This is a genomic window from Caballeronia sp. BR00000012568055 (assembly GCF_029439455.1).
Classification (GTDB): Bacteria; Pseudomonadota; Gammaproteobacteria; order Burkholderiales; family Burkholderiaceae; genus Caballeronia.
In genome coordinates this window covers 4,814-23,835 of record NZ_JAQFVG010000174.1, presented here as the reverse complement: position 1 = coordinate 23,835, position 19,022 = coordinate 4,814, and the positions used below count along the sequence as shown (strand labels likewise).

General features: G+C 62.7%; 21 protein-coding genes. 10 read left to right on the top strand and 11 right to left on the bottom strand.

Annotated features, from left to right (window positions below):
- The 3 genes from P7F28_RS09560 to P7F28_RS09550 form a co-directional block, all read left to right on the top strand.
- Positions 1-265, top strand: a 265-nt coding sequence (locus P7F28_RS09560; RefSeq protein WP_277184265.1) for an NAD(P)-dependent oxidoreductase, incomplete at its 5' end; no start/stop codon positions are given.
- Positions 266-436: 171 nt separating this feature from the next.
- Entirely contained in the window at positions 437-619 is a 183-nt protein-coding gene (locus tag P7F28_RS09555) for a hypothetical protein (protein WP_277184264.1), read from the top strand.
- Between the two features lie 642 nt (positions 620-1,261).
- Entirely contained in the window at positions 1,262-1,891 is a 630-nt protein-coding gene (locus tag P7F28_RS09550) for a LysR substrate-binding domain-containing protein (protein ID WP_277184263.1), read from the top strand.
- A gap of 40 nt (positions 1,892-1,931) precedes the next feature.
- Here P7F28_RS09550 and P7F28_RS09545 read toward each other — a convergent pair whose 3' ends face one another.
- Positions 1,932-2,318 carry a MerR family transcriptional regulator gene (locus P7F28_RS09545; RefSeq protein WP_277184262.1) on the bottom strand — a complete coding sequence of 129 codons (387 nt, stop codon included), beginning with the start codon at positions 2,316-2,318 and terminating at the stop codon, positions 1,932-1,934.
- 87 nt (positions 2,319-2,405) lie between these two features.
- On the opposite strand from P7F28_RS09545, the gene P7F28_RS09540 reads away from it, so the two are divergent.
- Together P7F28_RS09540 and P7F28_RS09535 are read left to right on the top strand one after the other, a co-directional pair.
- Entirely contained in the window at positions 2,406-3,314 is a 909-nt protein-coding gene (locus P7F28_RS09540; protein WP_277184261.1) for an alpha/beta fold hydrolase, read from the top strand.
- A gap of 93 nt (positions 3,315-3,407) precedes the next feature.
- A complete protein-coding gene (locus tag P7F28_RS09535; protein ID WP_277184260.1) occupies positions 3,408-4,187 on the top strand; it encodes an IclR family transcriptional regulator in 780 nt (259 codons plus the stop codon).
- Between the two features lie 6 nt (positions 4,188-4,193).
- On the opposite strand, the gene P7F28_RS09530 is transcribed toward P7F28_RS09535, so the two are convergent.
- From P7F28_RS09530 to P7F28_RS09515, 4 genes are read right to left on the bottom strand one after another with little or no spacing between them, the layout of a single operon-like run.
- Positions 4,194-4,994, bottom strand: coding sequence for a sugar phosphate isomerase/epimerase (locus P7F28_RS09530; RefSeq protein WP_277184259.1), 801 nt, complete (start codon positions 4,992-4,994; stop codon positions 4,194-4,196).
- Positions 4,995-5,010: 16 nt separating this feature from the next.
- Positions 5,011-5,856: an intradiol ring-cleavage dioxygenase gene (locus P7F28_RS09525; protein WP_277184258.1), complete on the bottom strand. Its 846-nt coding sequence runs from the start codon at positions 5,854-5,856 to the stop codon at positions 5,011-5,013.
- Positions 5,857-5,886: 30 nt separating this feature from the next.
- The gene (locus P7F28_RS09520) at positions 5,887-6,966 is read right to left on the bottom strand and encodes a maleylacetate reductase (protein ID WP_277184257.1); all 1,080 of its coding nucleotides are present in this window, start codon (positions 6,964-6,966) and stop codon (positions 5,887-5,889) included.
- Positions 6,966-7,565, bottom strand: a complete 600-nt coding sequence (locus tag P7F28_RS09515; protein ID WP_277184256.1) for a nuclear transport factor 2 family protein — start codon at positions 7,563-7,565, stop codon at positions 6,966-6,968. The genes P7F28_RS09520 and P7F28_RS09515 overlap by 1 nt, the downstream gene beginning before the upstream one ends.
- Positions 7,566-7,781: 216 nt before the next feature.
- Here P7F28_RS09515 and P7F28_RS09510 point away from each other — a divergent pair, with 216 nt between their 5' ends.
- From P7F28_RS09510 to P7F28_RS09495, 4 genes are read left to right on the top strand one after another with little or no spacing between them, the layout of a single operon-like run.
- Complete coding sequence (locus P7F28_RS09510; protein WP_277184255.1) at positions 7,782-9,212, top strand: MFS transporter; 1,431 nt, start codon at positions 7,782-7,784, stop codon at positions 9,210-9,212.
- Complete coding sequence (locus P7F28_RS09505) at positions 9,209-10,123, top strand: shikimate dehydrogenase (RefSeq protein WP_277184254.1); 915 nt, start codon at positions 9,209-9,211, stop codon at positions 10,121-10,123. The genes P7F28_RS09510 and P7F28_RS09505 overlap by 4 nt, the downstream gene beginning before the upstream one ends.
- Positions 10,124-10,135: 12 nt before the next feature.
- Positions 10,136-11,026 carry an alpha/beta fold hydrolase gene (locus P7F28_RS09500; RefSeq protein ID WP_277184253.1) on the top strand — a complete coding sequence of 297 codons (891 nt, stop codon included), beginning with the start codon at positions 10,136-10,138 and terminating at the stop codon, positions 11,024-11,026.
- A complete protein-coding gene (locus P7F28_RS09495) occupies positions 11,027-12,067 on the top strand; it encodes a Gfo/Idh/MocA family protein (protein ID WP_277184252.1) in 1,041 nt (346 codons plus the stop codon). It abuts the gene before it with no gap.
- Here P7F28_RS09495 and P7F28_RS09490 read toward each other — a convergent pair.
- Genes P7F28_RS09490 through P7F28_RS09480 form a run of 3 tightly spaced genes read right to left on the bottom strand, consistent with a single transcriptional unit; the run spans position 12,061 to position 14,579 of the window.
- On the bottom strand, positions 12,061-12,945 hold the full coding sequence (locus P7F28_RS09490) for an alpha/beta fold hydrolase (RefSeq protein ID WP_277184251.1): 885 nt from the start codon (positions 12,943-12,945) through the stop codon (positions 12,061-12,063). The two genes, P7F28_RS09495 and P7F28_RS09490, sit on opposite strands and share 7 nt — an antisense overlap.
- A 57-nt stretch (positions 12,946-13,002) precedes the next feature.
- On the bottom strand, positions 13,003-13,758 hold the full coding sequence (locus P7F28_RS09485; RefSeq protein WP_277184250.1) for an alpha/beta fold hydrolase: 756 nt from the start codon (positions 13,756-13,758) through the stop codon (positions 13,003-13,005).
- Positions 13,759-13,805: 47 nt separating this feature from the next.
- Positions 13,806-14,579 carry a 3-ketoacyl-ACP reductase gene (locus P7F28_RS09480; protein ID WP_277184249.1) on the bottom strand — a complete coding sequence of 258 codons (774 nt, stop codon included), beginning with the start codon at positions 14,577-14,579 and terminating at the stop codon, positions 13,806-13,808.
- Between the two features lie 121 nt (positions 14,580-14,700).
- Here P7F28_RS09480 and P7F28_RS09475 point away from each other — a divergent pair, with 121 nt between their 5' ends.
- Positions 14,701-15,609: a LysR family transcriptional regulator gene (locus P7F28_RS09475; RefSeq protein ID WP_277184248.1), complete on the top strand. Its 909-nt coding sequence runs from the start codon at positions 14,701-14,703 to the stop codon at positions 15,607-15,609.
- A 25-nt stretch (positions 15,610-15,634) separates the two neighbouring features.
- Here P7F28_RS09475 and P7F28_RS09470 read toward each other — a convergent pair whose 3' ends face one another.
- The 3 genes from P7F28_RS09470 to P7F28_RS09460 all read right to left on the bottom strand — a co-directional run bounded on the left by P7F28_RS09470 (position 15,635) and on the right by P7F28_RS09460 (position 18,866).
- On the bottom strand, positions 15,635-17,011 hold the full coding sequence (locus P7F28_RS09470) for an MFS transporter (RefSeq protein WP_277184247.1): 1,377 nt from the start codon (positions 17,009-17,011) through the stop codon (positions 15,635-15,637).
- A gap of 107 nt (positions 17,012-17,118) precedes the next feature.
- Positions 17,119-18,000 (bottom strand): alpha/beta fold hydrolase, encoded by an 882-nt coding sequence (locus P7F28_RS09465; RefSeq protein WP_277184266.1) that lies wholly within the window; start codon positions 17,998-18,000, stop codon positions 17,119-17,121.
- A gap of 17 nt (positions 18,001-18,017) precedes the next feature.
- Positions 18,018-18,866 (bottom strand): sugar phosphate isomerase/epimerase, encoded by an 849-nt coding sequence (locus P7F28_RS09460; protein ID WP_277184246.1) that lies wholly within the window; start codon positions 18,864-18,866, stop codon positions 18,018-18,020.
- Positions 18,867-19,022: the final 156 nt, after the last annotated feature.

The following is a 19,022-nucleotide window of genomic DNA, read 5'->3' as shown; positions in this document are numbered from 1 at the left end:
GATAAATGTTGCCCGCGGCAGGCTCATCAACGAGGCAGACTTGGTGCAAGCACTTAAGACGAGCCGAATCGCAGGCGCAGGTCTTGACGTTTTCGTCGACGAGCCAAACGTTCCGGCTGAGTTGTACGCATTAGACAATGTTGTCCTACAGCCGCACCGAGCGAGTGCTACCGTCCAGACCCGCATCGCGATGGGTGACCTTGTCTTGGCTAGCCTTGAGGCGATCTTCGCCGGGCGGCGCCCGGAAACCAGCGTGACTCTTTAATTGTTCATCGGGATGGTGGCTCTAGGGATTGACCAGACCAGAGTCACTTTTTTGAAGTTGTGCTGACCCTCGTAGACCAGACCAATATCAAGACTGTCGCTGAAAATTCGGAGCGCCATCTTTTCAGAGTTAAGGTTCGCATAACGAAGGTTATGATTGTCGACGGTCGCGATGAACCTGCATCTCAATATCGACGTATTGGCGATGAGTCTGCCTGACATCCACATGCTGCGAGAGGTTCACTGGGTCGTTTTGCAGATCGCTAGTTTGGGGCAAAAACATGGCTATCGCGATAAGAACAGTTATCTTGATAACCGCGTTCTCGGTTGGAATGACCGGCGCGCTAACGGATAGGCTCTCTAGCCGCAGGATCCGTCCAAGCCAAATTGCGGCGATCGGCCAACAAAAGTCCCTTACCTGGCGGTGGCTCGAGGGGCCGAAGTTGGGTCGTCAAGACGCATTCGCTGTTCCTTAGGTCGGCAGTCGAGCTTTGCTGCAACCGCGAATGACAGCAATCCGCCATGCATCAGGAAATGGCAGACATGATCTACGAGATTCAACGCTCAGGGCCCGTGCATGAGCTTTGATCGTATCCAGTTGCTTCGGAACGTAGGGAGATTTGACTCGGTGAATGAGGGGCTCAACTTCCACTTACTCGCCTGGCTTTAATTTATGCCGAAAACGGCCGCGGAGAAACAACGCTCGCCTCCATTCTTTGATCGGCGAGCACAGGCAACGCCCAACTCGTCACCGAACGCCGTCGCCTCGGAGCCTAACATCCGCTGCACATCGTCCTGTCTCCTCGGGCGGGTCCACCGCTCGTTTGCCAGAACGGCGCATGGTCAATCACGTTGGCCAGCATCGCTGTCTTCGATGATCACCTCGTCGCACAGAACGTTTGCGCAGGCGTCGAGATTGGAACGTCATATTGGCAGAATTTCCATGAGCTGATTCTGCCCGCGCAGGGCGTTGCGCTGAACGCAACCTTACAGACCCATGTGGGTCGCCAAGAGCGACATCCTTACCGTGCATTCCACGCCGAGTTTCGCCACGCAATGGCTGATGCCGCGACTGGCGCGTTTTTCGTCGCTGCATCCGGATATCGACCTGCGTCTGCACGCATCGAACGATCCGGTCGATTTGACACGCGCGGCGGTGGATATCGACTTGCGCTATGGCGCGCGCCGACTGCAACCGGCGGGGACGATGGTGCTGGATTTGCCGTCGGAGACCATCGTCCCGCTCAGTTCGCCGATGCTGATGGAAGGCGACTACCCGATCCGCACGGTCGCGGACCTGCGGCATCACACCTTGATTCACAGCGAGAACTGTCTGGTCGGTTGGCGCGACTGGATGCGCCAGCATCGCAAGACACCGCTCGATATTTCGCGCGGGCCGCGTTTCGATCGTTCGTTCATGGCGATCAGCGCGGCTGCGGATGGCGTGGGCGTATGCCTGGAAAGCCTGTTGCTCGTGCAACGCGAACTCGATACCGGACGTCTGATCGCGCCTTTCGGATTCGATGGGCTGCGCGTGAGCGGATACACCGTGAATCTGCTCGTGTCGTCGGTCGATCTGCCCAAGGTGAAGAGCTTTCAGGACTGGCTATTCGAACAATTGAGTTGATGGCCGAATGATGGCCGATGGCGCACAGCCGAAGCGCGACCTAGTCCTGCGTAGACGCGCGACCTTCGTCGAGCGTATCCAGAAGACGGCGACGGCGTCGTTCCAGATCGGCTATCTGCTTGTCGATCGAGCGCAGGCGCTCGCGATGTAATGGTTTCGTTTCGGGGCAGGCAGCCGCGCCTTCGATCAGACGCATGCAATCCGGAAACGAGCGGATATCGGCCAGACTGAAGCCGGTCGCGATGAGGCGCTGAATCTGCGTGATCTGTGCGATAGCCGCATGGGGAAAGGCTCGATAGCCATTGCTCGCACGCACCGATGTGACCAGTCCGTTGTCGTCGTAATGGCGAATGGAACGCACGCTCGCGCCCGTCGCGCGTGCGAGTTCGCCGATTCCGATAAGCGGGTGGTCTGCGGTGCGTGTCATGAAACCAAGCCTAACATTTCTGCTTGACTCTCACATTAGTGTGAGGCGCGAGACTGGACGCATTCCATTCGACACGAGGATGTTTCCATGTCTGCCGGTATTTTCTCGCGCGCTCTGTTGGGCGCATTCTCAGCCGCCCTGTTTTCGGCGCTGCCTGCCAGCGCATCGGCGGCGGAGAAGCAATACACCGTGACCGCCCCCGATGGCGTGCAACTCGCCGTGCAGGAAGCAGGCGATCCGAACGGCCCGCCCGTCGTATTCATCCACGGTCTGCTCGGCAGCCGGCTCAACTGGCAGGCTCAAGTCGAGCGTGCGCAACTCGGCGGCTATCGCCTGATTACGTACGACCTGCGCGGTCACGGGTTGTCCGGCAAGCCGGCCGATGCCGCCGCCTATACCGAAGGCCGCCGTTGGGCCGACGATCTCGCCGCCGTCATCGAGGCCGCGCATGCGATGAAGCCCGTGCTCGTCGGATGGTCGCTGGGCGGCGCGGTCATCTCGAACTACCTGGCCTCGTATGGCGACGGCGGCATTGCGGGCGCGGTGTATGTCGACGGCGTCATCGAACTGAAGCCCGATCAGATCGTTGCACATCCGCAGGTCTATCGCGACATGGTTTCCTCCGATCTGAAAACGCATCTCGATGGCGAACGCGCGTTTCTCGCCTTGTGCTTTCATACGCAACCGGACCGGACCACGTTCGAACGTCTGCTGGCGAATGCGGCGATCGCATCGTGGGAGATGCAGTCGTCCGTTCAGTCGATGAGCATCCCCGTGAGCGAAGGCCTCGGGAAGGCGCACGTTCCCGTGTTGCTGCTGTACGGCGCGCGCGATGCCCTCGTCGATGCCCATGCCGCGATCGCGCGGGCGCGTGAGATCAACCCGCGCATCCGCAGCGTGGTCTATGCGGAATCGGGGCATGCGCCGTTCATCGAGGAACCGGACCGGTTCGATCGCGATCTCGCGGCCTTCCTGCGCTCGGCGTTATCGCGCTGAAAGTTTCCGAATGTGAATGCACAGAACAAGCATGCCCTTGACAGTCTTCATTCAGCCGATAAACTGTTCCTCCATATGAACGGAGGCGATGGCATGCGGCGGGAAGAAATCGAGTCGAATAGCACGGTCAAGTCGGCGGATCGCGTACTGGATCTGTTCGAACTGCTGGCGCGCTGGGGCCGCGAGATGTCGCACGCGGAGATTGCCGAGGCGCTCGACATTCCCAAAAGCAGCCTCACCAAGCTCATGCGGAATCTGACCGATCGCGGTTATCTGCGCTTCGTGCCGGAGACCAAGGGTTATCGGCTGGGCGATGCCATTCTCAAGCTTGCGCAGCAATCCAATCAGTTGCGCAGTCTGATCGCATGCGCGGAGCCGGTGCTGAACGATATCACTCAGCAGACCGCCGAATCCTGCGCGCTCAATCAACTGAAAGGCGAAGAGGTCGAGGTCGTGGCGACGGTCGTCAGCCAGCAGCGGCTGCAATCCCACATGCGCCTGGGCGATCTCGCGCCGCTCTACGCGGTGTCGGGCGGCAAGGTCATTCTGGCGTTTCTTCCCGATGTGATGCGTGACGAATATCTGCGCTCGCTGTCGTTCGAGCGGTTCACTAAGAATACGATCTCCACCAAAAAGGCGCTGCTGAGCGAACTCGAACTGGTGCGCAAACACGGCTTCGCCCAGTCGATGGAAGAGTACACGCCGGGCATCGTCGGCATCGGCGTACCGATTCTGTCGTCGACGGGATTCCCGCTCGGCTCGCTGAATCTCGCGATCCCCGCCGTGCGCTTTTCGAGCGATGTCGGCGAGCGTGCGGTCGCCATTCTCAAGGCGGCCGCCGCACGCATCCAGCGTCAATATCTCGCGGAATAGGCCGTATCAGCGCGACAGAAAGCGTTGTGTCGCCTGCATGACGATACGCGCCTGTTCATCGAACGGCAGGCCGCGCAAGGCCAGCGTCGGCACTTCGATGGCGAGCGTCAGGTCCGGGCGGAGTTGATCGAGCAACGCCTGCAAGGGCAGTTCGCCCTCGCCGGGAAGCAGCCGTGCGGTGCGCGCTTCGGTGCGCCGCTCGGCCACCGAGACAGGCGCTTCGAGCGGCGCATCGCATAGCTGGATGTACTCGATGAGCCGGGGATCGAGGCGGCCCACGTCCGCCGCGCTCGCGCCCGAACGAAACAACTGCAATGCGTCGATCAGCAGCCGCGCGTTCGGCTGGCCGCTGTCGCGCACGGTCGCGAGTGCGTCGCTCAGTGTGCCGATCGCGCAGTAGGTGATCAGTTCCAGGCCCACGGTCATGCCGAAGCGCGCCGCCGCCTCGCAGAGCGCGACGAAGTTATGCATGAGGCGCACCCGGTCGTCGTCGAAGCCCACCGCCAGCGCATGCGCCGCGCCGAGCCGATGCCCCGCTTCCAGGGCAGGCAAAAGCTTGCCGATATCCGTATCGGGCTGCAGCCAGATGGCTTCGATATCGAGCAGCTTCACGCCCGTCGCCTGCATGCGGGCTTCGAGTTCGCGAATCAGCCCGGCATCGTGGGCGACATCGACGATATGATCGGCGGCGGTCGGCGCGACCACACGCAAGCCGTAATAGTCGAAGCCGCCCGCATGCGCGGCATCGGCGAGTTGCAGCGGATGCGCATCGAGCATCGTGAGATGGTGCAGGGACAGCTTGTGCATGAGAACCTTTGGCGAGTCAGTCTTGACGATGGTCGGGCAAAACGAAGTCATAAGCGAGCAGGGCAGTGTCCGGTTCGTCTTCGACCGAGGCGAGCCGCTGGATCAGCGCGTCCTTCACGCCGAACACCACGTCGGAATCGAGATACCGGTCGCCATCTAGAAACACATGCGTCACGATGGTCTCGAACCCCGGCGCGCTCAACTTGAAATGCACGTGCGCCGGCCGATACGGATGACGGCCTTGTGCGTCGAGCATCCTGCCGACCGGGCCGTCGTTCGGAATCGGATAGGCGGCGGGCACGATCGAACGGAACCAGAAGCGGCCGTTTTCATCCGTGCGAACACGCGCACGCATGTCGAGTGCGGCGCGGCCCGTGCTGCACTGGACATCGTAGAAGCCTTCGTCGTCCGCGTGCCAGGTTTCGATCAGCGCCCCCGCGACGGGTTCGCCGCGCGCGTCGCGCACCGTGCCGCGCACGAGCAGCGGCGGGCCGTCGGCGGCATGCGAAATATCGGCCCCGAGCGGGACCTCGCGTGCGTCCTCGACATAGAACGGTCCGAGCACGGTCGTCTCCGTCGCGCGGCCCGCGTAACGATGATTGATGGCGTCGACGAGCATGGACACGCCGAGCGTATCGGACAGCAAAATGAATTCCTGACGCGTATCGGAACACATCTGCCCGGTCTCTGTGAGAAAGGCGATGGCTTGCGCCCACTCCGCCTCGGTCGGCTCGATCTCCTTCACGAAAGCATGCAGATGCCGCACCAGGGCCTCGCCGATGACTCGCGTGCGTGGGTCGGCGCCGCCGGCCAGCCGGTCGAGAACCGCTTTCGTGATGGTGTCTTCGTTGAAATTTCGCATGAGTGCATCCTGACGTGACGTTCGGTCCTTCTATACGACGCGCGCCGGCGGCTCACCGTTCCAGGCGCGCGTAAGCATGATGCGCAGCGTACGTGCATCGGGAGTTCGCGGATTCGAATACGCATTCTGCGTGACCCGTTCGATCGCGACGTCGGTACCGTCTTCCGGCATGCCGATCGCCTTGAGCGAAAGCGGCATGTTCAGCGCGCGTGCCAGTTCGTGCAGGCCGCTCCATGCATCCTGCGCATTCAACGCGCGTGCGATGCGCGTCATGGCGGCGGGTGCGGCATCGGCGTTGTAGGCGGCGACATGCGCGATCATGATGGCGTGCGTTTGCGCGTGCGGCAGGTCGAAGCTGCCGCCGAGCACGTGACAGATCTTGTGATGCAACCCCATGCTCACCGCGCCGAGACAGGTGCCGCACAGCCATGCGCCATATTGCGCGATGCGCCGCGCCTCGATCGACGATGGCGTTCGCACGATGTCGGGCAGCGCGCTCGCCAACGATGCCATGCCTTCCTCCGCCATCAACGATGTAATCGGATTGCCGTCGGTGGCATAAAGCGCTTCCACCGCATGCGCGATGGCGTTGAGACCGCTCGCCGCACTCATCGCCGGCGGCAGTGTGGTGGTGAGTTCGACATCGTAGATCACGACTTCGGGCAGCACCTTGAGCGTGCGTTGCGTGCGCTTCTCGCCGTCGCGCGTTTCACCGATGATCGGCGTCACTTCCGAGCCTGCATACGTGGTCGGCAAGACGATCTGCGGCAAGTCGGTCTGCAACGCGATGGCTTTCGACAGCCCGATGGCCGAGCCGCCGCCTATCGCGATCACGCAGTCGGCGCGGCTGCGTGCAACGGCGTCCAGCGCGCGGACGGTGGTGTGCCATGGCGTATGCATCGCGGCCTCGCAAAAGCGGCTGGTCGATGCCGCCTCGAATGTCGCGGCGATCTCGTCGGCCCATGCGTGCTGCTCGGGCGACGTCACGATGAGCGGACGCGCGCAGCCGAGCCGCGCGACTTCGCCCGCCACATCCGCGCGCCGGCCAGCGCCGAACAGGACGCGCGCCGGCAACGGCTCGTAGACGAACGCGTCTGCGCGACGGTCCATCACAGCGTCCCGGATTCGAGCCATCCGCGTCCGCGCGCATAGAGCGCTTCGACGGCGGGCCCGGTCATTCCCGGCATGTCGCGCTTTACCGCATAGCCGATCTTCGTCTGAATATAGGCGAGGTGGCGATAACCCTCGGGGAACCGGCCGAGTACTTCCGGGTCGAGATCGAGCTTCACGCCGGTATCCACGGGATCGAGCCGGTCCTTTTCATAGATCGGCTGACGCAGGCGCAACATCCAGCGGCCCGCGAGCTTTTCGTAGAAATCGTAGAAGCGGCCGGTACAGACCACATCGCAACGATGACCGTGCACGTCGCCGCGCTGCGAGATGGTCATCTTCGTCTGGGCGATGGCGCGCGAGCCCGCAAGGTCGATCGCCGTGCCGCCCAGAAAATGCAGGATGCTGACGCCGCGCGCCCAGCCTTCCTGCGTGACGCGGATGAACTCCGCTCCCGTGCCCTGAAACCAGGTGGCCATCATGACGCCGTCCGGATGCCAAAGCGTGGCGAAGCGCTCCCAGTCGCCCGCATCGCGCCACACCGCCCAGTTTTCGATGGCTTCGCGGATCGCGATTCGTTCCTGCATGTCATCGTTCATCGACTTGTCCTTTTGTTCGCATATGGAAATCAGTTCCCATGGTGATTGACCATGTGGGAGGACGTCAAGCGCAAATCGTGTTTTCTCGGGACAATCCCTAGTTCGTTTCCATATGGAAATTGTGCAAGGAAAGGCGTTGACCGATGCAAACCTTGAGTTTCTAATTAGGAACAAACACCCGGATGGAAACACGGATGCGAATTATCGGAGACGCGCATGACGAACACGACAGAGCATGAACGGCATGAAAGACGGCAGTCGAAGATGGCGGCGGCCAGCGGGTGGATCGGCTCGGCGCTCGAGTACTACGACTTCTTCATTTACGCGCAAGCAGCGGCGTTGATCTTTCCGCAAATATTCTTTCCGAAAGGCGATGCGAAGGTGGCGATCGCGGCGTCGCTGGCGACTTACGGCATCGGCTACGTCGCGCGTCCGATCGGTGCGATCGTGCTCGGTCATTGGGGCGATACGCACGGTCGCAAATCCGTCCTGCTGGTCTGCATGTTCCTGATGGGCGTATCGACGATGGCCGTCGCTTTTTTGCCGACCTACGAGCAGGCGGGATTCTGGGCGCCCGCCATCCTCGTCGTGTTGCGTCTGGTGCAGGGCTTCGCCGTGGCGGGCGAAATCTCGGGCGCGTCGTCGATGATCCTCGAACACGCGCCTTTCGGCCGGCGCGGCTATTACGGCAGCTTCGGGATGCAGGGCGTGGCCGCGGGACAGCTTCTCGCGGCCGCCGTGTTTCTGCCCTTGAGCCACTATATGCAGGAAGATGCGTTCTATGCCTGGGGCTGGCGCGTGCCGTTCCTCATGAGCGCCGTGGTGCTGGCCGCAGGCTATTTCATTCGCCGCGAGGTGCGCGAAACACCCGCGTTCGCGCGTGAGGACGCGCAGGGCGACGTGCCGCGCTCGCCGCTTCGTCTCGCCTTCCGGTACTGCTGGGACGACATGCTGCGCGTGACGTGCATGGCGATCATGAACGTGATTCCGGTCGTCGCGACGATCTTCGGCGGCGCTTATGCCGTGCAGAAAGCGTATGGCATCGGTTTCAGCAAGGACATGTACCTGTGGATTCCCGTGCTCGGCAATATCGCCGCGATGATCGTGATTCCGTTCTGGGGCGCGCTCTCGGATCGCGTGGGGCGGCGCTTGCCGATCATCGTCGGAACATTCGGGTCGGGACTGCTGTCTTTCGGCTATCTGTATGCCATCAGCATTCATCACGTCGCGCTGGCGATTCTCTTGTCGATCCTGATGTGGGGCGTCGTGTATCAAGGACAAAACGCGGTGTATCCGAGCTTCTTCCCCGAACTGTTCCCGGCACGCATGCGCGTGACGTCAATGGCGATCGCGCAGAACGTCGGCACGGCGATATCCGCGTTGCTGCCCGCCGTGTTCACCGCGGTCGCGCCTCCCGGCTCGACACACATATGGCTCACGGTCGGCGGCATCGCGTTCGGCATTTCGGTGCTGGCGTCGATTGCGGCGTATTCCGCGCGCGAAACCTTCCGCGTGCCGATGAGCGAGCTCGGCAAGCGCGATGCCGTGCCGCTCGGCCGCGAAGAATACGAACGCCTGCGTAGCGCGGAAAAGCGCGAGCGCGTTTCGGCGCAAGACGCGCTCGACGAACGGGGCAGCCGCGCATGACCGATACCCCTCATCCGGAGAATCAACGTATGTCCGAATCCAGCGACGCCAGCAAGGAACGCCTGCGGCTCGACGCGCCCGCCGATGCGCTCACGCGCCTGTACTTCATCTTCGGTTCGCCGATTGCGCACGTGCGCGCGCCGGTCGTCTGGAGCACGCTGATGAAGCGCCACGGCGTCAATGCGCTGATGCTGCCCGGCGATACCGATGCCGATCGTGTCGACATCGCGATTGCCGGGGTCAAGGGCATCGCGAATGTGGACGGCATGATCTTCACCATGCCGCACAAGTTCACGGCGATGAAACACGCCGACGTGCTGAGCGCACGCGCACGACGCATCGGCTCGATCAACCTGTTGCGCCGCCGCGCCGATGGCGTCTGGGAGGGCGATAACGTCGACGGCGCGGGCTTCGTCGACGGACTGCGTGCCGATGGGGTACGACTGGAAGGCGCGCGCGTGACGCTGCACGGTTGCGGCGGCGTGGGTCGCAGTATCGGCTGGTCGCTGGCGGCGCAGGGTATCGCGCGTCTCACCGTGTTCGACGTAGACGACGCGCGCGCCCGGGCCTTGGCGGACGCGATCCGGCAAGACAGCCGGGCGCGCATCGAAGCGGGCACGCTGGCCGGCAGGCCCGAGATGGGCGATGTCGGCGTGGCGATCAATGCGTCGCCGCTCGGACTCCATGCGGGCGACGCGCTGCCGTTTCCCGTCGACCGTTTGCCGCCGCATGCCGTGGTCGCGGACGTCATCATGGACCCGCGGATGACCGCGCTCCTGCATGCAGCGAGCGCGCGCGGACTCAAGGTCCATCATGGCCGAAACATGATGAACCATGCCATGCCGGTTGCGGCTTCTTTCTTCGGACTGGACGATGCCTTCGACTGGAACGGCGCGTCGGTGCAAGGCTGACGAGGACCCCCGATGTTCGACAATTTCACCCCGTTCGATATCGAAGCCGGCGACGTGCGTTTCAAAGGCGTGACGGGCGGCGCGGGTGCGCCTGTCCTGCTGCTTCACGGCTATCCGCAAACCCATGTCGTGTGGCGTCATATCGCGCCGGTACTGGCGCGCTCGTACGCTGTGATCGCGCCGGATTTGCCGGGATACGGCGACAGCCGAATTTTGTCGCCCGCACCGCGATGGACCAAACGCCGCGTCGCGCATGCGCTGGTCGAATTGATGCGCGCACTGGGACACGAGCGCTTCGCCATCGTCGGACACGATCGTGGCGCGCGCGCGGGGTATCGGCTGGCGCTGGATCATCCGGCGCGCGTGGCGGCCTACGCATCGCTCACGGTGGTGCCTATCGTCGATGCGCTCGACGCCGTAAATCACAGCTTCGCGATGAACGCATGGCACTGGTTTTTCCTGTCGCAGCCCGCCGACCTTCCCGAGCGCATGCTCGCGGCGGACCCCGACGCGTTCATCGAACGTGCGCTCGCCAAGGGGGCCGGCGGACTGGATCGCGTCGACCCTGCCGCGCTGGACGCGTACCGTCGCGCCTTCCGCGATCCCGACGTGCGTCACGCCATGTGCGAAGACTATCGCGCGGCAGTCGAAGAGGACTCGGACTACGACCGCATCGACCGCGCGCGCGGCGCACGGCTCGCGTGCCCCGTACTCGTGCTCTGGAGCACAAGCGAGCGTGCGGGGCAAATCAGGACGCCCATCGACATCTGGCGCGCGTGGGCGAACGATGTTAGCGGATGCGGGATCGGCGGCGGTCATCTGCTGCCGGAAGAATCGCATGAAGAAGTGTTGCGCGAACTCGTGCCGTTTCTCGCGCGGCACGTACCGACCAAGGAGAGTTGAATGGCCGAACGAATCAATACGGCCGTGATCGGCGCGGGTGTGATCGGCAAGCGTCACGTGGACGAAATCGCTCACAACGACGCATGCAGGCTCGTGGCGATCGCCGATCCGTCGCCCGAAGCGGCAGCCTACGCGGATGCGCTGAACGTGCCGTATTATCGCGACGCGCTCGCGCGCGACGACGTGCATGCCGCCATCGTGTGCACGCCGAATCACACGCATCTGGAAGTGGGGCTGGCGTGCATCGCGCGCAAGTTGCCGCTGTTGATGGAAAAGCCCATCGCCGACGATCTCGATTCCGCTCGCGCGCTTGCCGATGCGGCGGCCAAAGCGGGCGTCGCGATGCTGGTCGGGCATCATCGGCGGCACAATCCGGCGGTGCGCGCGGTGAAACAGGCCATCGAGGGCGGCCGCATCGGCAAACTGGTGCTGGCGAATATCCTGTGCCTGATGTACAAGCCCGACGCGTACTTCGAGGTGCCGTGGCGGCGTCAGCCCGGTGGCGGGCCGGTGCTCATCAACCTGATTCACGAGATCGACCTGCTGCGGCATCTGTGCGGCGAGATCGTCTCCGTGCAGGCGGTGACATCAAACGCGAATCGTGGGCACGAAGTCGAGGATTCGGCGGCGTGCACGCTGACACTCGCCAACGGCGCGCTCGCCAACGTCAGTCTGTCCGACACGACGTCGACGCCGTGGAACTGGGACACCACGGCAGGCGAGGATCGCGCGCTGTTCGACTATCGTCCCGTGCCTACACATTTCTTTGCGGGCACGGACGGCGCGCTCACCCTGCCGGACCTCGCGCTGTGGTCGTATCGGGGAAAGAAGGGCCGGGATCAGCCCATTCACGATACGCACCTCTCATTCGTCGCGGAAAACGTCTATGCGGCCCAGCTACGTCATTTCCTCGATGTGGTGAAGGGCGACGCCCGGCCCGTGATCGACGGTCACGATGCCGCCCGAACGCTGGCCGCCACGCTCGCCGTGGTCGAGGCGTCGCGGACCTCGCGGCCAGCGACGCCCGCGCCGATTCAGTGAACGCAGAACTCGCGTAGTGCGGCAACGAGCAACTCCGGCTGCTCCTCCGCGAGAAAGTGCCCGCAGCGAGGCAGCGAACCGCCACGCACGTTATCGGCCACCGCCTTCATTCTCTCGACGATGTGCGGTCCCCAGCGCCGGTCTCCGCCGAGCGCGAGGACTGGGAGCGAGTCCGGCAATCGAGGCGCGTTGCGATTGTCGATAACGTCTTGCGGGAATTGCCGATACATCTCCATCGCGGCCCGAAACGCGCCTGGATGCGAGTACGCGCGGACGTATTCCGCCATATCCACAGCCGAGATCGCCGCCGCATTGTCGATGCGGTCGTTGATGAACGAGCTGATATAGACATGTTCGCGGCCGCCGCAAATCAGCGCCTCGGGAAGATAGCGCTTCTGATGAAAGGAAAAGTGGAATAGCAGCGGGCTCGATGCGATCTCTTCCCAGTCGCCGACGCCGGGGATGGAGGCATCGAGAACGGTGAGCGTGCGCGTGGGAAATTGCCATGCATAAGCGTAAGCGACCATCGCGCCGATATCATGACCGACGACATGCGGCGCGTCGCCGCCGATACTCCGGACCAGACCGTACAGATCGGCTGCGAGCTGCTTTTTCGTATAACCGGCTTCGGTCTTGTCGGAGAAGCCTACTCCACGCAAGTCGGGCACGATCAAGCTGTAATGCTCGCCGAGCGGACGGAGCACGCGGTTCCACTCCCACCAGTTTTGCGGAAAGCCGTGGATCAAAAGCATGAGCGGCGCGGTGCCTGGCGGCCGGCCGCCGGTGACATAGTGCAGCTTCAGATCTTCGACGTATGCGGTGTCATGGCGGAATCCGTCGGGAAGATGATCGGTAGAAAGTGGGCTGTCGAACGTCATGTCGTGTGTTCCGGTTCGTGTCGTCACGCGGGTTGGGTGTGAGCGCCGATGCGAGTCTCAGTCGGCTTGCGCGCCGATGATTTCCGCAAGGCGCTCCGGCTGAGAGAAGAAGGGCGAGTGGCTGGTGTCCATCGTGACCACCTTTGCGCCGGGGACATCGGCTTGCATGCGTCGTTGCTGACCGATCGGGAGCGCACAATCCTGCGTGCATTCGATGAACACACGCGGAATCGAGCCGAATCGATCCGGTGTCGTCGCGGTCCGGGCGTGATAGGGCGCCGCCGTGTTCGTCGGCACGACGTTGGCGGCGGCAACGGCGACATCGCGGTCGCTGCAATCGCCGTAGAACGACGAGCGCACTGTGGAGATAGCGTCCACGTTCAACACCACGCCTTTGCCGTCCGCCGAAGGCCCGACGATCTCGAAGAGGCTCGCAACCGAATAATCGTTCCTGTAGTCATCCGAAATAAGATAGTCGTTCGCCGACTTGTCGGGCGGCGTCATGAAAGCCGTCAAATAGATGAGCCTGCTGATCTTGTCCGGATACTGCTCGCCGAGATGGGTCAGCGCGACGCCACCCATGCTGTGGCCGAGCAGGACGACAGGCTCGGCCGCGTTGTCCAGTAAAGCGGCGACGGCCGCCGTGTAATCGGTCATATCCGCGACCTGATCGTAACGTGCCGGATCAAAACCGTGAGACTTGAGATCGGGGCACAACACGGCATGTCCCTGCGCCGCAAGCAGGGTGGCGACTTTCTGAAAACAGCCGCCCCAGTGCCATGAGCCGTGTATCAGAACGATGGTTTGCTTCATGTGAGAACTCCTGAATGTCGAGCGACGCGATGCGCACGCCCGGAAATTTAGAACCGGTTGATATGCATGCCGCCGTCGAGTTCGAATGCGCTGCCGGTCGAGAAGGAAAACGTGCCGGCGGCGAGTGCGGCCACCGCGCCGCCGATATCGTCCGGCGTACCCCAGCGACGAATCGGCGTCAGTCCGTCGCGAATGCGTTCATCGAAATTCGTCGCCGATACCGCCGTCATGTCGGTGCGAATGATGCCCGGGCGAATCTCGTGAACCGCGATGCCATGCGCGGCGAGTCGCGTGGCGAACAGCCTGACCAGCATCGAGACGCCCGCTTTGGAGATGCAATACTCGCCACGGTTGATGCTGACGGTCTCGGCGCTCGTCGATGAGATACAGACGATGGCGCGATAGTGTTCCGGATCGGCCACGTCCATCATCCGGCGCGCGATCCGCTGGGTCAGGAAGAACGGTCCGCGCAAATTGATATCCAGATTGCGGTCATAGCTTTCGACCGAAACATCGAGCAGATCGCCGCGCGACAGGACCGACGCACCGGCGTTGTTGACGAGCGTGTCGATGCGTCCGAAGGCGTGCCACGCACGATGCACGAGGTCGTCCTGCTGGTCCAGCGCGGCGATATCCCCGAGCGCGACGGCCCATTTGCGTCCTCTCGCTTCGACCCCGGCGATCGTCTCGCGCATGGCGTCGTCGTCGCACAGATCGTTGATGACGATATCGAAGCCTTCGTCCGCGAGACGCCAGACGATGCCGCGTCCGATGCCACGTCTGCCGCCCGTGACCAAAGCGACTGGCGCGTTCGTTTTCATACGGTTTCCTTCGGATAAAAAAGCGCGATTGCGATGCCTGCGCTCAGGCGCAGGGTGATAACCTCGTCAACGTGCCGGAGCATCCACCGCGCGCACATTGACTCTTTTCGATGGGTTAAAAATGGCAGAACTCGACGTCAAGCTCCTCAATGTGTTTGCAGAGACCTACAAGGCCGGAAGCGTCTCGCAAGCCGCCATCAATCTGGACCTGTCGCAGCCGACGGTATCGTTCAATCTGGCCAAGCTGCGCGAGCATTACAACGACCCGCTGTTCGTGCGCTTCGCACATGGCATGGAGCCGACGCCCTTCGCCGTCGACCTCTACCAACAGGTGCTCGAACTGCTCGCCACCTTCGAGACCGTGTCGAGATACCGGACGCTGTTCGATCCCGAACGCGCCGCGCGAAATTTTCGCGTCGCGCTGACGGACGTCGCACAAAATGTTCTGCTGCCACGCTGGCTCAACCGTCTGCGATCCATCGCACCGGAGGTGAAGCTGACGATCACCCACATCGCCGACGACACCCCCGCGCTGCTGCAATCCGGCGAGGTGGAACTGGCCATCGGTTTCATGCCCCAACTGAACGACGGCTTCTATCAACAGAGGCTCATGGAGGAAACGTATATCGGCATCGTCGCGGCCGATCATCCTCGCCTGAGCGACCGGCCCGATGTCGGTGAATTTCTGACGGAAGGGCATATCGCGGTGACACCGACCGGCACGGGGCATTCCATCCTGAATCGGGTGTTGCGGGACATGCAGCTCGAACGGCGGGTGATGCTCGAAGTGCCCAGTTATCTCGGCGTCGCGGAGATCGCCGCGCGCACCGATCTCGTCGCCATGATCCCGTCACGGCTCGCGGCCTTGATGCTCAAAGAAAAGTCGATTCGCTCGTTCACCTTGCCATTCGATCTTTCCGCCTACGCGGTAAAACAGCACTGGCATTCGCGCAACCATCATGACGCGGGGCATCGGTGGTTACGGTCGGTCGTGGCGGACCTGTTCCTCGAAACTTCGTCGCTTTCCTGAATAAATCGGAATCCGTATTATCGGCTTACTCGGTTTCGGCGGAGCGGACGTCGAAGGGAGTCGCGGGCGCGTGATGTCGGCGCAATCGTTCCAGTCCGAACATGGACAAGGTGGCGATCGCGCCCGGCACGGCGAGCAGCAGCAGGAATGTGTCGAAACTCACGCCGAAGCCGACTAAGGCACCGCCCGCCATCGAGCCGAGCACCGCGCCGACGCGCCCGGCCGCGTTCGCCCAGGCCACACCCGTGGCGCGGCTGCTGGTCGGATAGTAGCTACCGGAGAGCACGTAGCCGCCGATGGTGCCCCCGCCGATACAAAAGCCTATGCCGAGCACCGTTCCCACGATCACGAGCTTCGATCCTTCAGACCACGCGCACAGCAGGATCAGCGCCGTCGCGACCAGGAACGCCAGCGCCAGCACACGCTGCGGGTCCGAACGGTCCATGCGACGGCCCAGCCAGATTCCACCGATCGTTGCGCCCACCTGATACATCATCGTCATCAGCGATGCCTGTCTGAGCGGTACGCCGGCCGCCGCGAGCAGCACCGGCAGCCAACTGGTCAGCAGATAGACGATCAGGAGGATCATGAAAAAGGTCGCCCACAGCAGCAGTGTGACGGGTGCGGTGCCCGGCGCGAACAGTTCGCGAACCGACGATGTCCGGTCGAGCGGCCGTGCATCGGCATACAGCGAGACGCGGGCCGAATCATCCATGCCCGGCACGCGAATGCGATCCGCGATGGCCGTGGCGACCAGACGATCTTTAGGTGTCCCGCGCAACAGAAGAAAGCCGAGCGATTCCGGCAGCATCGCAGCGAGGACGGGCACGAGCAGAAGCGGGGCGACGCCGCCCACCGCCAGCACGCCGCGCCAGCCGATCACGCCGACGAACTGCGCACTCACGAGGCCGCCGAGCGCACCGCCGATGGTGAAGCCGCAGAACATCAGGGTCACGAGGCTCGATGCCCGCGATCCCGGCGAGTATTCGCGCGCCAGCGTAACCGCGTTCGGCATGGCGCCGCCGAGTCCCACGCCGGTGAAGAAGCGGGCGACGACGAGCGCGGCAAGTCCGGGCGATGCGGCCGTTGCCAGGCTCGCGATGCCGAATAGAAAAATGGACACCATGAGAATGCGCTTGCGCCCATATCGGTCCGCCAAAGGCCCGAACAACAACGCGCCTGCGGTCAGTCCGAGCAATCCCGCACCGAACAGCGGAGCGAGCGCCGATGCAGCCACTTGCCACTCCGCCCTGATCGCGGGGCCGAGAAAACCGATGCCGGAGGTATCGAAGCCATCGACCGCGACGACCAGGAAACACAACACCAGAATGCGCTTCTGAAATGCCGAAAGCGGCTGTGAGTCGATGAACTGCTCCACGTTCATCCGGTTATCGCTATGCACAAACGTCTCCGTATTCTCTGGCCCGGGCTATGAAGTGATTGCCGGGGTGAATCGAGTATCGTGTGATCGTCTGACGGTGTCCATAAAGCCGGATCAATGAGCGTTATTCAATTCTCCGATAGGCCTTGCCGAGGTGTCGTGGCATGCTCGCAGATGAAGTCGCGCACGGCTTCGGCGAATTCGGCAGGCTGTTCCTCCGGCACGTAATGACCGCAATCGTCGATCAATTTTTCCGTGACGTGCGCGGCCACGCGGCGCAACGTATCGGCGGAGGCTTGTCCATATCCCCATCGTGCGCCGATGGCCAACGCCGGCATGCCGAGCGGTGTCTTGCCCCAGACGACGTTGTCCTGCCGGTCCAGCGGCAGCGCGCGGTAGTAGCTGAACGAGCAGCGCAACGCACCGGGGCGTGCGAGCGCGCGGGCATAGACTTCGATATCGTCGCGACGGATCGAGTCGGCATCGAACACGCCCACCGATTCGCGATGCACGAAGTGGTCGACGAAGAGGAACTCGCGCCCCTGCACCAGCGACTCCGATATGTCGCCTGCCATGTTGAAACCGAAATGCCAGCTTCCGCCGCGCGATACGTCCATGGCTTCCTCTTGCCCAAAGGAGGGAAGACTGCTTTCGACGAACACGAGATGGCTCACGGATTCCGGCCATTGCGCGGCGTAGGCGTATGCGACGTGTCCGCCAAGATCATGTCCGACGACGGCCACTCGCGCGACGCCGAGCGCGTCGACCAGTTCATGCAGGCTGCGCGCGATGGTCTTCTTGTCGAAGCCGCTTTGCGGTTTGGACGAATCGCCGAAGCCGGGAAGATCCGGCGCGATGACATCGAAGTCGCGGCTCAGCAACGGTATGACGTGTCGCCATGCCCACGAAGTTTGCGGCCACCCGTGCAACAGCAAGACGGCTTGGCGAGCGCCGGGCGGTCCGCTGCGGCGATAGGCCAGACGTCCGTGCCGGCCCCGATGGGAGCGCATTGGCGTCGAGGATTCGATCATGAGCGCGCCTCGTCGCCGGCGCGTTCCCGGGCCGTGTGCATCGCGAGCATGTCAGCCGATGCGCGCAGGTCGTCGATCGGAGTCGACGAGATGATTTCGAGAATCGGCACGCCGGAAAAGTTCACTTCATTGGCTGCGCGAAGGATGTCGTCGAAGCGGACCGAGCCGAGACCGACACGATCATGACGCCACTGGCTGCGCGTGCCGTCCGACAGATGAAGCTGACCGAGTCGCGATGCACATTGCCTGATCGCATCGGCCTGATTTTCTCCGACGAATTCCGCATTGGAGACGTCGTATGCGATCAGCAGACGCTCGTGAGGCAGGGTATCGAGAAAGGCGAGCATCGTGGCAGTGGTCGGAATCGGAGTTTGCGGATGAAGCTCCAGAAAGATTGTCTGGTCGAGCCGTTCCGCCACGCGAAGCAGGTGTTCCAGGCTGTCGCGCAGCAGGCGCTCGGAGTCCTGCGAAGGCGGAGGAAACAGCGACGACACCCGGCCCGGTACGGCGACCACCGCCCCGCAACCCAGTTCCGATGCGAGTTGCATCGTGCGTACGTAGAGATCGACGGAATATTGCCGGAACGACTCGACGCGGCTGACGAGATTCAGATCGAGCGCGGGCAGATCGAGCGATTCGACGCGAATGCCTTCGTTGCGCAACGCGCGGGCCAGATTCGAGCGGTCGGCAGGCGAGAGATCGTCGGGCCAAAGGTGGCCCGGGACGACCAGCGCATCGAAATCATTCAAGCCGATGTCGCGCATCTTCAGCATGGCATCGAAGGCAGACTCGCGCCACATGAACGAGAACGTACTCCCTCCAAAGCCTTTGGCAGGTGTTTGCATGAATTCCTCGGACTCTATCAGTTGATAAAAACCCGAGTGTGAACTGGTTGCCAGACGGGAACAAGCGATTTTTTGTCCATCGAGGCGGATATAAAGGTCATTCGATTCAATAGCGCCGTTACGGACTAACCCTCATTTGTTCACGGACGGAAACTC